This window comes from Brevibacillus borstelensis (genome assembly GCF_036700025.1).
Taxonomy (GTDB): Bacteria; Bacillota; Bacilli; order Brevibacillales; family Brevibacillaceae; genus Brevibacillus; species Brevibacillus borstelensis.
In genome coordinates this window covers 1,622,536-1,636,820 of sequence record NZ_CP144922.1, presented here as the reverse complement: position 1 = coordinate 1,636,820, position 14,285 = coordinate 1,622,536, and the positions used below count along the sequence as shown (strand labels likewise).

Genomic DNA, 14,285 nt, shown 5'->3' with positions numbered 1-14,285 from the left:
CCAGACGCTTGATTGCTTCTTCTTTTATCATCCCGGCAGATTTAGTTTCTGCTGCAAATGCGGTACTTCCTGCTGCCAGAAATCCTCTTTCTTATAAAGGTAATATTCTTGGTGCTTGTGTAAGCTAGACACAACAGATGGTAGGTATTACAGTTCATCGATGTGTTTTAATTATTAAGCTAATCTTTAATACAGGAGCCCCAGTGAAATTTTATGTTTCCACCTATCATCACCCTACCGTGTACAGTTTACCTCGATAACAGTAGTTGGAATCTCACTCGTTATATAAATCTATATAACAACAATCGAACCAATATACTACAGGTTAAAGAACCACCCGCTTACAATCATTTTTCAGAAAAGGGAAATATTTGGATAATTACTCTTGAAAACATCAAGAAAACTTAGTATGATTTTAATTACAATATTAACCAATTAGGAGGATATTTGTGTGAAAAAGATTGTTTCTTTAGTTATAGCGACAACTTTAACCACTACACCATTTCTCCATTTTGGAAATTTTGCTCATGCCCAAGCTTTAAATGTAAACCAATCAGTAGATTTAATTGAATTAAAACAAATATTCGATAGTATTGAAAAATATAAAGATTATTATACAATTGATGAAAAAGGGTATCACCTTACTAAAGAAGCAAAAAATGTAATCCCTGATAAAACTTATAACCTGTTAAAAGACACTTTTGAACAAACAAACGTCATTTTTAAAGAAAGAGAAAACAATACAATTGGTAATAAAGTTAAAGGAAACAATACAATTGGTGATGAAGTGTCGACTCTTGGCAATGATGAGGGGTATACTTATTACGCATACGATAAAGATACGTACTATTACGAAGGTCCAAACTGGGATGTTGGGAATTGGCTCTATATAAGTGATGATGATACTCGGTGGCTCGCAAATGCTATGGCTGCTGTATCAGCTGCATCAGCCTTGGCATCAATTATTCTAAGCCTTTTCCCACCAACCAAAGGACTCGCAATCTCTTCTAGTATAATTTCACTAATCTTTAACCTCGGAGCAACCTATATATCGAACAAGAACAAGGGCTATGGTATCGTTGTAAGGGCTTATAGTGGTGGTGTGACTCTTAAATCCCGCACATATTAAAACAGTATGGAGGGAGGTTAACTATTATCGCTGAATACTATCCTTACTTAATTGCTATCTTAATGATAATGTCATATGTAATTACTTACTTTACAAGGAACATTGGCATTGTCATTATAAATAATAGTTTATTGGCAGTGTTTCCGTATCTAGCAAACCGAAACTATTGGACTGTAAGTTTATTCCTTCTAATTGCAACATACACTGTAGAAATCATCAGAAATAAAAAAAAACAAGCTAACAATTGAGTTGATCCATGGTCAAGTAGAAAGGCTCAAAAAGCCTAAGCAACCAGTGTGTAACGGTTCTAAATCGAAACACACTGGTTCTTTTTTCTTGGAAACGCTCCTAGTAACTATATGTAAGTTAAAACTAGCAAGTAAGAGTCCTCTTCTGTTTTTCAGCATCAAAATTACGATGTTTTGTTTTAGGATGAAAAAAAAGAATTTGGTATGCATTATCAAAGTTATATCATGAGGGTTCTGTGTTTCATTACCTCTTTAATTTGAGTATTTATACTTTTAATAAAATGGACTGTGTTGGTACTCTAAATACACTGGATTATATTAAGAGTTTGATCACCAGTAGAAGAAGACCGGAACAGGAAGTGTTTAACAAAAGAAATTAAGATAAGCAACTGATCCCGATACGTCTGGAAAGGCAAACCAGAAAGGGATTTATTATTTAGACCATCGTCAAAACGAATACCACAACAATGAATCGAATTCAGATGTTTGTAAGTAATCTGCGCTCCTTGAGAAATGATCCCGGTCAAATTCCCCCCTGTAGGCTATTACAAAGAAAATATGTGAAAACAGCAAGAAAAAGTGAGTAAACCGGTTAAGTAAGTCGGGTAAGAAGCTTTACAAAATTATAAAGATCCATTGAACAAAACTCACTGAATGCTAACAGGTCAGTCCTACGATTTTCGCTACGACCGTTTGAAAAAAATACGTCACATCAGTAAATAATCATCACAGACACAAGCTGTGCTGAATATGAAAATGATTACCCTCGACCTAGCCAAGTAAGTATAACGGAGGGCAATCTATTTTTATTGAAAATACCCTTTTTCACGAACTCCCCCTTGAACGAGGCACTCTTCTCTTGTTCACTATCATGAGGATATGATCCAAGAATGCTTCCGCTTAGACAACCTCTACGCCTTTTCGTTCACATAACTCTCGGAGTATTTTCTGGATTTCTCTTATTATATCACTTGTTTTCGGTATTTAGGACAAATACGACATTTGTAGTTCCGGTTGGTTTGTGCTGGACTGCTCTTCTCTCATCCCTGTTCTGTTTTATCAATAGTATGAAGTCGGCTGACCGGTACTCATCTTACCTTTGAGTTCAAGAGATAGATATTCATAGCCATAAGCTTCTCGCCCCCGCAGTCTATCTGTTTTTTATACAAAATAAGACGCCCGATTAAAATCTTCGAGCGCCTTGCTGCTTTATTAGGCTTTAAAGTACTAAATTATACTTGAATCATCTTAATTAAGTCTTCAGGTGTAACGCGATTTCCCACCAGGAAGTTGCCAAACTCGCCGTAGCGCGCGCTTACTTCGTCAAAGCGCATTTCGTACACGATGTGCTTGAATTCGAGCGGATCGTTGGCAAACAGGGTGACGCCCCATTCCCAATCGTCAAAGCCTACGGAACCGCCGATAATTTGCTTGACCTTGCCTGCGTACTTGCGGCCGATCATGCCGTGGGAGCGCATCATTTCCGCGCGCTCCTGCATGGTCAGCATGTACCAGTTGTCTTGTCCGTCGCGCTTTTTGTTCATCGGGTAGAAGCAGATGTGCTCCCATTTCGGCAAGGTCGGATAGAGCCGCTCACGGACGTGCGGGTTGGATTTCGGATCTTCGCCCGGATTATGTACGTAGTTGCTCAATTCAACTACAGATACGTAGGAATAATCCACTTCCGTGAAGTCGGCAAATTTCGTCTTGTTAAAGGCGGTTTTGATCGCGTCCAACTCCTGCATGGTCGGGCGAAGGAACATGAACACCAGATCGGCCTTGTGTCCGAGGATGGAATAGACGGCAGTGCTGCCTGCCTGCTCCTGCTCGTTTGCGTCCCATGCTTTCAGGAGCCCTTGGAGCTCGTCCACAGCTGCATTGCGCTCTTCCGGAGTCGCCTTCTTCCATTTTTCCCAGTTGATCTTGCGGAAATCGTGATACGTATACCAACCTTCCAACGTGAGAAGCGCTTCGTTTGTACTCATCAGGATCAGCTCCTTTGCGTGATATGGCTTGTATTTCCTGTTACCATTCCCAGTATAGCATAATCGCCGGAGGGTTATCCGATACGAATTGGTGAACAACCCTCTGCCTTCTGCATTTCGTGTCCAGCAAAAAACACGCCTTACAGACGGGCGTGTTCGGTTTCCTTGCATTCGGCGCTGAGACGGCTGGCAGCCGACCGATCCATGATGACGACCACGTCTGGATGCTGCTGGAGCAAGGACGCTGGCACTTCCGCTGTCGGCTCTCCTTCCAGCATGCGGTGAACGGCTTCTGCCTTGGATTCGCCGCTGGCCAAAAGCACGATCTTCCTGGCCTCCAGAATGGTCTGGATTCCCATGGATACCGCTGCTGTCGGGACCTCCTCGATGGAAGAAAAGAAGCGGGCATTGTCTTCGATCGTTCTTTGGGCGAGCTGAACGACTCTCGTCCGGGAGTCAGCCGCAGAACCAGGCTCATTAAACCCGATGTGGCCATTCCCCCCGATCCCCAGGATTTGCACATCGATTCCACCTGCAGCCTTGATCGCTTGCTCGTATCGGGTACATTCCGTCGCCAGGTCGGAGGCGTCTCCGCTCGGAATATGAGTATGCTCCGGGAGCAGATTTACGTGGCGGAAAAAATGCTCCTGCATGAAGACATGATAGCTTTGCGGATGATCGACCGACAGTCCGACATATTCGTCCAGATTAAAGGTGGTAATCCGGGAAAAGTCCAGATTCTCTACGCGATACATACGAGCCAATTCCTTGTACATGCCGACCGGCGTGCTTCCCGTAGCCAGTCCGAGCACAGAGTCGGGCTTTTTCTTGACCTGCATAGCGACAAGCCTGGCTGCCTCCGCGCTCAACTCCTCGTAATTCTCAACGATTTTCCACTTCATGTAAGTCACCTGTCCAATCTCTTTCATTTTATGGTTTGCCTTTGCCCGGTTGGGCTGGCTCATACACTTTATCCAATACGGCTTTGGCTGTCTTCTGCTTGTAGGTCAACGCCTTGTCGCTCATTTTCTGGGATACCGCTGTGCACAGTACGTCAATCACGTGAAGCTGGGCGATCTTCGCAGCGAGCGAACCGCCCTCCAGCGGCCCCTGCTTGGCGGCGGTCAAGAGCGTAATATCGGCATGCTGCGTAATCGGGGACCGGCGGTAATGAGTCAGACAGATGACGGAGGCGCCGGCTTCTTTCGCCAGTTTCAGGGCGTCAATCGTATCCTTTGTACTGCCCGATACAGATATGCCTACAGCCACATCGCCCGGCTCCAGCGTGGATGCTGCCATCGCTTGCAAATGCGCATCGGAAAAGGCGTCTACTCGAAGCCCGATACGCAGGCACTTGTATTTGGCGTCAAGAGCTGTCACCCCCGAGGTACCTACCCCGTAGAAATGAATCGTTCTCGCCTCTATGAGTAACTGTACGCAGCGCCCTAGTTGTTCGACATCCAAAAGGGCGTCTGTATCGTGAATCGACTGGACGTTAAAAGCGGCAACCTTCTGCGCAATCGCATGCAATGAATCTTCCTTGGTCACCTCATCGCGGGAATGCTGGGACGGATTTGCCAGTTCCTGGGCGAGTGCCAGCTTAAATTCCTGATAGCTGCGGAAACCGATTTTTCGGCAAAAGCGCAAAACCGTGGTCTCCCCCACCCCGATCTTCTCCGCCAAATCAATGACCGACGCATAAATAACGGTTTCGGTATGGGCCAGAACGTACTGCGCTACCTTGCGTTCGGATTTGGTGTAGGAAGGAAGAAGACTGTTGATCTCCAGCAGTGTGGCTGTTTTGCCTGTACTCGTTGTCGTCCATTCTCCCCTGTCTGCTGTTGATTCTGTCATCGGTTACCTCCTTGGCTATTGCTTCGTGCAGAAAAACGAATGATTCCTCCAATATGTTATCATAAAGTGGAGTATTTCTCCAAAAAGAAAAATTGGGGAATAAAAACATCGTCTCTCCGGTTTTCTTGGCATATAAAAAGGCCAAATCCCTTTGTAGGAATTGGCCTGTCTCCTTGCAAAACACTATTTACACGATTACCCGATATCCGATCAGAATCACGATGACCATCAGCGCCAGCGCCCCGACGAAAAAGCCGATGCTCGCTTCGTTTCGGCGCGCGCGGCCCAGCGACATTTCCATCAGTCCAAAGACAATCAGCGCGAGAAGGCCTTTGACGTAGTACAGCCAGTCGCCCGCACGAAACGCAAACAGCATCCAAATGCCGGACACAGCAATGATCACAATCATCAGACGCAAAATCATATGTAGAATTTTTGCTACCCGTTCTTTTCCTGCACGGTAAAGGATATAGCCGATGATCAGAAGGACAAAGGCCACTTCCCAGCCACCAACGTGGGATTCCACCAACGCTTTATACACGAATCGTTCACTCCCTGCCAACAGTCATTTTACTAAACTTATTATAACGTAAAGTCAGGAAAAGTACAGGACCCGCGATGTGCGACATTTTTGTGACGAAGCACTCGGATAAGCAGCTATCCCTACTCTCCTTTTTTGAACAAGAAATAACCCCTTGACCATTTTGCTGCGACCAAGGGGTTGTAGCTCATGAACTCCTTTTGTTTGTCTCGCATGCCTGCAGCACGAGCTTATCTATGTTGTCGCATCAGGCAGGCAAGCCATTCAGTCCAGCTTCCCTTGTGTCTGCTCCCAGATGACAAACGGGTTTGGCTCCGACTGATCATTCTCCAGCTTTTTCATCTGGACCGAACGCTGCTCCATCGGCAGCGCAATCTGCTCGTAAATCGCCCCGGAGTTGAATCCGAAAGGCACTGCTTCTTCCTTGGAATAGCCGTAGTAGACCGTTTTGATCCCGGTATAGTAAATGGCGGCCAAACACATCGGACACGGCTCTCCGCTCGCGTAGATGACACAGCCCTCCAGCTTGATGCTGTTCTCGTGCTTGCACGCCTCCCTGATCGCGAGGATTTCGGCGTGAGCCGTAGGATCGTTGGTGGCTGTCACCTCGTTGACACCGCTTCCAATAATGTGGCCGTCCTTCACCACCAAGGCACCATAGGGGGTACCGTGGCCGGACGACGCGTTTTCGCACGCCATCTGAATCGCTTTTTGCATGAATGCCTGTTTTGTCATCATGATTCCTCCCCTGACCGGACATTTTCCTTTGTTTATTGTAGCATGGAAACAGGGTTTCCTGCAGGCTTGTCGCTCTGCTGTGCTTTTCCCAATCACTTTCATGAGGCTGTCTTTGAAAAATGTGCACGCGAGCCCCACGATATGCCTGTAAAAGTAAAAAGCGATACATCCAACTGTTGGATGCAACGCTTTTTTCATTGTTTGGTGCTTTCACACAAAAGCTGACATCGTTCACCAATAGGCCACGGCTCCACATGCCCGCTACACAGCCCGGAAGCCCTCGCCTAATACCTCCTGAGCCGGACACAGGATGATAAACGCTTCAGCGTCAACAGAGCGCACCAGCATTTTCAGCTTGCTGACCTCGCTTTGGCTCACCACGGCCATCAGCACCTTGCGCTCGTCGCCGGTATACCCCCCAGCGCCGTCCAGCAGCGTCACGCCCCGGTCCAGATCAAACAAGATCGCCTCGCGCATCTTGTCTGTTTCATCGGAGATGATGTACGCCACTTTGGACGTATTCCAGCCCATCTGCACGATATCGATCGTTTTGCTGGTCACAAACAGGGCAATCAAGGCATACAGCGCCTTTTCGGGAGTAAAGACAAAACCGGCTAGCAGGATGACCAAGCCGTCAAAGACAGCAACGGATACGCCCAGGCTGATGCCGCTGTACTTGTGCAGGATTTGCGAAGCGATGGAAAATCCTCCTGTAGAGCCCCGGCCCCGGAAGACGATGCCGATCCCGAGCCCTACGCCCATCCCGCCGTAAATGCTGGCGAGCAGCGTGTTATCCGTAAGCGGCTCAAGATGGCTGGTCAGCGCGACAAACAACGGCAGGACGATAGAGCCTACCGCCGCCTTCATGCTGTACTGCCTGTCTAAAAGCCAAAAGCCCAACAAAAACAGCGGGATGTTCAGCGCCCACTGGACGATGGACGGCGGCCAGTGAAAGAGATGGTACAAAATGACAGAGAGGCCCGATACTCCTCCCGATGCTAGCTGATTAGGGTTGAGAAACAGGTTGAAGCTGGTGGCAAGCACAAAGGAACCCACGAGCAGCATGCCGTATTCAACTGCTTTGCGCTGCGGACTGTTCAAGCTTGCACCTGTCCGACGTTTTCGTGACACTTTTCTTTCTCCTGCCTTTTTCACTAAGATGAAAACCGTCCATACATTACCATGTTTTGCCCAAAAAAGAAACCCCCAAGCAAACTGGGGATTTTTTCTGTACTCGCTCTCTATGGTCAGCTCACCGCACAGCGGTACACTTCATATCCGATAGCGGCCATCGCCTGCAGGGAGGCATCCGGGGGAGCATTCTCCGACAGGGCTGTCAGGGAGTACGCTTTTCCGCCTGCAAACAGGATGCCGACATCGTGCTGGCGGCCTGTGTCCCAGCCGGTTTTATTGGCCATTTCCCACACGGCAGCGGCGTCCGACACTCCCTCCTCGATGCGGGGTAGCCGGGCAGGCAGCGCATTTCGCACCTGCTGCTTTTTCATGATCTCGATCATCTGGCGGCAGGCATGCTCGCCAAGAAACGTTCCTGTTGCCAGCCGTTTGAGCATCCGGGCGATGTCACCAGCGGTAATCATGTTGTTGGGCGGACTGTCCGCCGGGTACAGCATCAGCTTTCGGCTGTAGCAGCTGTCGTGCATGCCAAGCTCTGCCATTGTGAGCCGCACCTGATCTTCGCCGATGAGGTCGATCAGCATATTGGTCGCGGTATTGTCGCTCTGAATGATCATGAGGGTGATCAGATCGTACACAGGGTAATGCGCATCAGGTGTGAGATGCTGCATGACACCGGAACCTGCGACCTGATCCGTTTGCTTCATCCGAACCGCTTGGTCAAAGCGGACGTTTCCTTTGCTGGCAGCGTCGAAAACGGCGGCCATGATGGGGACTTTGATGATGCTTTCGGCTGCAAAAGTCTGCGTGGTGTTGTGTTCCCAGTAGAAGCTTCCGTTGATTTCTTCCACTACCACTCCCCATTGTCCGCCGGCCGCAGCGATGATCGTCTCCAGCTTCTCCTGCAAACTCTTCATGTGGCCTGCTCCTCCTTTATTCTCTTCCGTACCTGGTGGTCTGATTGACAGCCAATGTTTTGCCAATGAGGGGAAATTCCCCGGCTGGGAGTTGGAATCCTTCCTTGGTTTTGAGAAATAGCCTGTGAAAGCTTCTTTGGCGAGATTGGAAATGCCTGTAGACCGGGCTGTTGGGGAGGAGATGAAAAAGGGAGAAAATACTCAGGGTACGGTGGGACACTGCGGGAAGCCGTTACTGTCCGGCTCCATTCCAAAAGCGTAAGCTGCGTCCAAAAGCAGCCTACTCAAGGCAGCGTCTCAGAGGTTGGACGCTGAAAGAGTGTTCCGCTTTTTCCATTCCGCCTGGGTGGTGTCCCAAAGACCTTCGCGTTTTCTCCCTTTTTCATCTCTACAGCTTTGGATTGTTTCGTTGTTTTTTTAGATCATTCAGGAAGTCGGATCAGGGGTGGCGTTCCCTGACGTGCCTTCTCTAATTCTGATCCAGTCCGTTTACGTGTGTCTCACTGTTTTTTCCTTAATTCTCAAACCAGCCGACTGGCTGCACCTGCAAATTCACATTGATCTGTTTCACTTCCGTGAATTCATCGAAGCCGAAGGTGCCCAGGCCGCGGCCGATTCCGCTTTGCTTGTAGCCGCCCCAGGGGGCTTCGTTGTAGGTGGGGTGGTAGCAGTTGATCCAGGTGATGCCTGCCCGCAATTTTTTGATGACCCGCATCGCTTTGGCTCCGTCCTGGGTAAAGACGCCCCCGGCGAGGCCGTAGACGGTGTCATTGGCGAGGCGGATAGCGTCCGCTTCATCGCGGAAGCGCTGCACGGCCAATACAGGGCCGAAAATTTCTTCCTGGACGATTCGCATGTCCGGCCTCGTGTCGACAAAGATCGTCGGCTCGACGAAATAGCCCTTTTCCAAACCGCCATTTGTCAGACGGTTGCCGCCGCAGGCGAGTGTCGCTCCTTCCGCTTTTCCGTACTCGATGTAGCGCAGCACCTTTTCCATGTGAGCTTCGCTTACCAGCGGTCCCATTTCGGTCTGCAGGTCGTCTCCCGCTCCTACCCGTATCTTCTTCGCACGCTCCACCAGCCGCTCGACGAAGCGGTCGTGAATGCTGTCCTCGAGAAGCAGCCGGGAGCCTGCCGAGCAGACCTGCCCCTGATTGGCGAAGATTCCGAACAAGGCGTAGTCTACGGCTGTCTCAAAGTCCGCGTCGGCAAAGACAATGTTGGGCGACTTGCCCCCCAATTCCAGCGAAATCTTTTTGATGTTGCCTGCAGCCGCAGTCATGATGCTTCTGCCGGTCGCCGTGCCTCCCGTAAAGGAAACCTTGTCTACCAGATGGCTTGCGGCCAGCTCATGTCCGACCGTAGGGCCCGGTCCCATGACCAGATTGGCCACACCGCCTGGCACCCCTGCTTCTTCGATGATCTCAAACAGCTTGATCGCCGTAACAGGCGTGACCTCGGACGGCTTGAAGACAATCGTATTTCCGGCCGCCAGCGCGGGGGCGATTTTCCAAACAGCCATCAGCAACGGGTAGTTCCACGGGACGATCAGTCCGCAGACACCGACCGGCTCGCGCACGACCATCGCCTGTACCGGGTCCGCGACGTGGTACGTTTGTCCGTCAGGCTTGGTGACCATTCCGGCGTAATAGCGGAAGCAAGCGGCCGCATCCGCCACGTCAAAGCGGGCTTCCCGCAGCGGCTTGCCGTTGTCCAGCGTCTCCAAAGCAGCCAATTCCTCAGCGCGTTCCTCCAGCTTGTCAGCAATGGCGAACAAATACCGCGCCCTCTCTGCAGCCGCAAGCTCGGACCAGCTCCCGCTGTCGAATGCTTCGCGTGCCGCGCGAATCGCTTTTTTGGCATCCTCCTCCGTTCCCTCTGCCGCCCGTGCAATCACTTCTCCTGTGGCCGGATTGACAATCTCCCGAGTCTCCCCATTTTCCGCATCCACCCACTCGCCAGCCATGTACATCTTCAGATTGAACATCTGCATGCCCCACCTTTCCTCGTATTACTGATGTGTGCTTGATTACCCAAGTGACGATGCTTGTAGCCATTATCCGCAAAGGCTTGCGGCCACTGTCCGCAAGGGGACTTGTTGTCGTTACTCGGCATCTGCCGCCATCTCCCCCGCTGCCAACAGCCGCTTCTCCCGCAGGGCAACAAGTGCTGCAAAATCGTGGATGAGCGTCGCCGCGAGCAGCGATGTTGTCTGGGCCGGATCGTAGGGCGGCAGCACTTCCACCAGATCAAAGCCGATGTAGTTCAAGTCCGTCAGTCCTCTGATCAGCTCCAGCGTCTCGAAGCTTGTAAATCCTCCGACCTCCGGCGTTCCTGTCCCGGGCGCATAGGCGGGATCGACAAAATCAATATCAAAACTGAGAAAACAGGGAGTATCTCCAATCGCTTCTTTTATCTTTCTCACCGTTTCGGCGGCTCCGGTTTTGCGCAGCTCCTGGGTCGTCATCACGTGATAGCCAAGCTCCAGACTGGCTTCCAGGTCACCCGGGTGGTTCAGCGTACCGCGGATGCCGATCTGAAAAACCTTGTCCGGCAACAGCAGCCCTTCCTCGTGGGCGCGGATAAACGGAGAGCCATGCCAGTACTTCTCTTCGTAATACGTATCCCATGTATCGGTGTGGGAATCGAACTGAATCAGCGCTACTGACCCCCACACCCTTTTGGCGGCGCGCAATGTGGCCAGTGTGACGGAATGGTCGCCTCCCAGTCCGATCGGTACGATCCCTTTGGCCATCAAGTCCAGCATGACGGCTTCCATCCGGTCGTAGCTGCGATGGATATTGTGCGGAATCACCGGCACATCCCCGATGTCGATAGCTCTTGTGTCCTCAAATGGAAAGACCTTGTGAACGGGATGATACGGAAACAGAAGCATGGAAGCCTGTCTGATCGCCTGAGGGGCAAAGCGGGCTCCTACGCGAAAAGACGCAGCCGTATCAAAGGGCAGGCCGACGATGGCTACTCTGGCGTTCTCCCTTTGTGCCGGCAGCCGCATGTAAGAGCCCGTGGTGCAAAATTCCGGTTTTACGTCTGGAGACAACGGATATTGCAAGCTGTTCACCTCCGTGTTTCGTCCATGGTACCCATCCATGTAGCAAACCGCATGCCAAACGGAACGTGAATGAAAGACGAAGGCTTTTTGCGTGGAAACCGCATCAACTCGCATTCTCTGCGCTCCAGTTCGCTCTGTCCGTTTCTCATTTTTTGGAATACGATCCCATTTGCGAGAAAGGGATTTTCTAAAACAATGAAAAAGAACGTCCTGATGATATCCGGACGTTCTGTCTCTGGTTAATTCCCTGCATGGTTTTTGCAAGGTGTTTTCGGATGAAATGTGATAGGTCCAAGCATAATTGCCTGCCTGTTCTGCTCGGAGCTTTTCTGACGTCATGTGGGCCGGCAGACCGGAGGGAGCCTGTTTTGAAACGGGCATGTCTCTTTGGCGCAACTGTTCTCCAGACCAGGCTTACGAAACGTTTTGTCCCATCATATCCTGGAGGTCTGCCTGTGCTTCTCCGATTGCTTTGACTCCAAACAAATTCTGAAGCACCTCCCATACCCCGGGCTGGATGAATTCGGGCAGCTTCGGTCCGATGCGAATGTCGCGGACTCCCAGGCTGAACAGCCCCAAGAGAATCGCTACCGCCTTTTGCTCAAACCAGGAGAGGACGATGCTGACAGGCAGATCGTTGACCTCGCAGTCCAGCGCAACCGCCAAAGCGACGGCTATTTTGACCGTCGAGATGGAGTTGTTGCACTGCCCCAGATCGATGTAGCGAGGGATTTGCGTACCCGGTACTTTGCCGTAATCGACATCGTTAAAGCGGAATTTGCCGCAGGATGTGGTCATGATCACCGCATCCGCCGGCAAAGAGGTGGCCAGCTCCCGGTAGTAGTCTCCGCCTTTTCCGGGAGCATCACAGCCCGCGATGACGAAGAAGCGGCTGATTTTGCCTGCCTTTACGGCGTCGAGAATTTCCGGGGCAATACCCAGTACGGTCTCATGGTGAAATCCGGTCAGCAGCGTCTGATCCGACTCTACATCCGCATCCGGCAATGCGAGTGCCCGCTCGATCAAAGGCGCGAAGTCGTCATTCTCAATTTTGGTAACGCCTTCGAGTCCGGCCACATCATACGAGAAGAAGCGATCGGCATATGTCCCCTTGATCGGCATGACGCAGTTGGTCGTGGCTAGTATCGCACCCGGGAACTGTTCGAACAACCGGCGCTGGTCAAACCACGCTTTCCCGATATTTCCCTTGAGGTGCTTGTACTTGCGGAGGGCGGGATACCCGTGTGCGGGGAGCATCTCCGAGTGGGTGTAGATATTGATTCCTTTTCCTTCCGTCTGTTTCAGCAGCTCCTCCAGCGCAAACAGGTTGTGCCCGGTCACGACGATGCACTTTCCTTCGATTTTGTTTTGCGAAACGCGGATGGGCTGAGGGATGCCGAACCGGCTCGTATGGGCCTGATCCAACAGCTCCATGACGCGAATGGCTGCACGGCCCACTTTCATTGCCATTTTCAAGTGTTCATCTAAATTGAAATTCACGTTAGTCAAAGTAAAATAGAGTGCTTCCTGTGTAATGCCGTCCACTTCCGGGTCGATGTGTCCCATTTGTCGGGCATGCGTTGCATATGCCGCAATCCCTTTGAGCGCAAAAATGATCGTATCCTGTATACTGGCAAGCTCCTCAGTCTTTCCGCATACTCCCACCGTTTTGCAACCGCCTGTCGGTGTTTGCTCGCATTGATAGCAAAACATATCAATACCTCCCCTATGGATCACTTCTTACTCCGGATTATAGAGGAGGCGAAAAACGTAAGATGTGATGTACTTCACAGATTCGTCTATTTGCCATTCTTTTCGGTTTTTCGCAAAAAAAGCCCTCTCCCTAAACTTGGGCGAGGACCTTGTATCGCATGTTTCTCTATGAAATATGATGTGTTGCCAAATTATGAACCGGGGCCCGGGAAAAAGCCGTTTCGATTTTGCTGCTTCCTCTGCTCCCTGGTTATGACTTTGCCGCAATCAATCGTTTGACAGCCGCTACCTTCTCCTGATCTACGTACTTGAGCGCGCTTCCGGCTTCCCGAACGCCGGTGCCAAAATGGACTTCCGTTACAGCCGTACGACCGACGAAATCAGCGATATTTGCCAGGCCCAGCCCGCTTCCGGCCAAAATGCTCAAATGCTCCCCAGCGGTCATCCGGACAAGCTCGGCAATCCGTTCCGCTCCATCGATGGCGCTTTTCTGTCCGCCGGAGGTGAGAATCCGCGAAATTTGCGGATAACGCATCAACAGCCGCACGGCCTCCAACTGGTCAGCCGCCTCGTCAAATGCGCGGTGGAATGTCACATCCAGCCCTTTCGCCTGATCCAGCAGGCTTTCCAGCCCTTCCGTATCGATCTGGCCGTCAGGAGCAAGCATGCCGGTGACGATACCTGCTGCGCCGAGCTCGCGAATGATTCGCACGTCTTCGCGCATGACCCGGTAATCGTCAGACGTGTACACAAACGACTGGCTGTGCGGTCTCACCATCACATTGACCGGAATGGATACGGCCCGGACCACAGCATCGATCAAGCCCCAGCTCGGGGTTACGCCGCCCTCCAGTATCCCGGTGATCAGCTCGAGCCGGTCGGCTCCTCCCGCTTCCGCTCGTTTGGCGTCCTCTACAGAGGTCGCGATGACTTCCAACAACATAGCACGTTAT

Annotated in this window: 12 protein-coding genes; 1 reads left to right on the top strand and 11 read right to left on the bottom strand. The window is 50.8% G+C overall.

Annotated elements, in window-relative coordinates; genetic code table 11:
* Positions 1-451 precede the first annotated feature (451 nt).
* Positions 452-1,129 carry a hypothetical protein gene (locus tag V5G20_RS07480; RefSeq protein WP_243013906.1) on the top strand — a complete coding sequence of 226 codons (678 nt, stop codon included), beginning with the start codon at positions 452-454 and terminating at the stop codon, positions 1,127-1,129.
* A gap of 1,480 nt (positions 1,130-2,609) precedes the next feature.
* Here V5G20_RS07480 and hemQ read toward each other — a convergent pair.
* The 11 genes from hemQ to V5G20_RS07425 form a co-directional block, all read right to left on the bottom strand.
* Positions 2,610-3,362, bottom strand: a complete 753-nt coding sequence (gene hemQ, locus V5G20_RS07475; RefSeq protein WP_172920602.1) for a hydrogen peroxide-dependent heme synthase — start codon at positions 3,360-3,362, stop codon at positions 2,610-2,612.
* 140 nt (positions 3,363-3,502) lie between these two features.
* Positions 3,503-4,264 carry a glucosamine-6-phosphate deaminase gene (gene nagB / locus V5G20_RS07470; protein WP_003389526.1) on the bottom strand — a complete coding sequence of 254 codons (762 nt, stop codon included), beginning with the start codon at positions 4,262-4,264 and terminating at the stop codon, positions 3,503-3,505.
* A gap of 28 nt (positions 4,265-4,292) precedes the next feature.
* Positions 4,293-5,216, bottom strand: a complete 924-nt coding sequence (locus V5G20_RS07465; protein WP_003389527.1) for a MurR/RpiR family transcriptional regulator — start codon at positions 5,214-5,216, stop codon at positions 4,293-4,295.
* Positions 5,217-5,403: 187 nt separating this feature from the next.
* Positions 5,404-5,757, bottom strand: coding sequence for a DUF1516 family protein (locus V5G20_RS07460; RefSeq protein ID WP_003389528.1), 354 nt, complete (start codon positions 5,755-5,757; stop codon positions 5,404-5,406).
* Positions 5,758-6,021: 264 nt separating this feature from the next.
* Positions 6,022-6,495 (bottom strand): nucleoside deaminase, encoded by a 474-nt coding sequence (locus tag V5G20_RS07455; RefSeq protein ID WP_338463315.1) that lies wholly within the window; start codon positions 6,493-6,495, stop codon positions 6,022-6,024.
* A gap of 261 nt (positions 6,496-6,756) precedes the next feature.
* A complete protein-coding gene (locus V5G20_RS07450) occupies positions 6,757-7,626 on the bottom strand; it encodes a YitT family protein (RefSeq protein WP_003389530.1) in 870 nt (289 codons plus the stop codon).
* A 116-nt stretch (positions 7,627-7,742) separates the two neighbouring features.
* Positions 7,743-8,546, bottom strand: a complete 804-nt coding sequence (locus V5G20_RS07445) for a serine hydrolase (RefSeq protein ID WP_338463314.1) — start codon at positions 8,544-8,546, stop codon at positions 7,743-7,745.
* A gap of 514 nt (positions 8,547-9,060) precedes the next feature.
* Entirely contained in the window at positions 9,061-10,533 is a 1,473-nt protein-coding gene (locus V5G20_RS07440; RefSeq protein WP_327969914.1) for an aldehyde dehydrogenase family protein, read from the bottom strand.
* Positions 10,534-10,650: 117 nt separating this feature from the next.
* On the bottom strand, positions 10,651-11,619 hold the full coding sequence (gene speB, locus V5G20_RS07435; RefSeq protein ID WP_003389535.1) for an agmatinase: 969 nt from the start codon (positions 11,617-11,619) through the stop codon (positions 10,651-10,653).
* A gap of 414 nt (positions 11,620-12,033) precedes the next feature.
* On the bottom strand, positions 12,034-13,332 hold the full coding sequence (gene hcp, locus V5G20_RS07430; RefSeq protein ID WP_227277887.1) for a hydroxylamine reductase: 1,299 nt from the start codon (positions 13,330-13,332) through the stop codon (positions 12,034-12,036).
* Between the two features lie 250 nt (positions 13,333-13,582).
* A complete protein-coding gene (locus tag V5G20_RS07425; protein WP_003389538.1) occupies positions 13,583-14,275 on the bottom strand; it encodes a copper homeostasis protein CutC in 693 nt (230 codons plus the stop codon).
* Positions 14,276-14,285: the final 10 nt, after the last annotated feature.

What these genes read in the sequence shown, in the direction of transcription:
- hemQ (WP_172920602.1), bottom strand. Translation starts at nt 3,362, where the DNA reads ATGAGTACAAACGAAGCGCTTCTCACGTTGGAAGGTTGGTATACGTAT.
- nagB (WP_003389526.1), bottom strand. Translation starts at nt 4,264, where the DNA reads ATGAAGTGGAAAATCGTTGAGAATTACGAGGAGTTGAGCGCGGAGGCA.
- V5G20_RS07465 (WP_003389527.1), bottom strand. Translation starts at nt 5,216, where the DNA reads ATGACAGAATCAACAGCAGACAGGGGAGAATGGACGACAACGAGTACA.
- V5G20_RS07455 (WP_338463315.1), bottom strand. Translation starts at nt 6,495, where the DNA reads ATGATGACAAAACAGGCATTCATGCAAAAAGCGATTCAGATGGCGTGC.
- V5G20_RS07445 (WP_338463314.1), bottom strand. Translation starts at nt 8,546, where the DNA reads ATGAAGAGTTTGCAGGAGAAGCTGGAGACGATCATCGCTGCGGCCGGC.
- V5G20_RS07440 (WP_327969914.1), bottom strand. Translation starts at nt 10,533, where the DNA reads ATGTTCAATCTGAAGATGTACATGGCTGGCGAGTGGGTGGATGCGGAA.
- hcp (WP_227277887.1), bottom strand. Translation starts at nt 13,332, where the DNA reads ATGTTTTGCTATCAATGCGAGCAAACACCGACAGGCGGTTGCAAAACG.
- V5G20_RS07425 (WP_003389538.1), bottom strand. Translation starts at nt 14,275, where the DNA reads ATGTTGTTGGAAGTCATCGCGACCTCTGTAGAGGACGCCAAACGAGCG.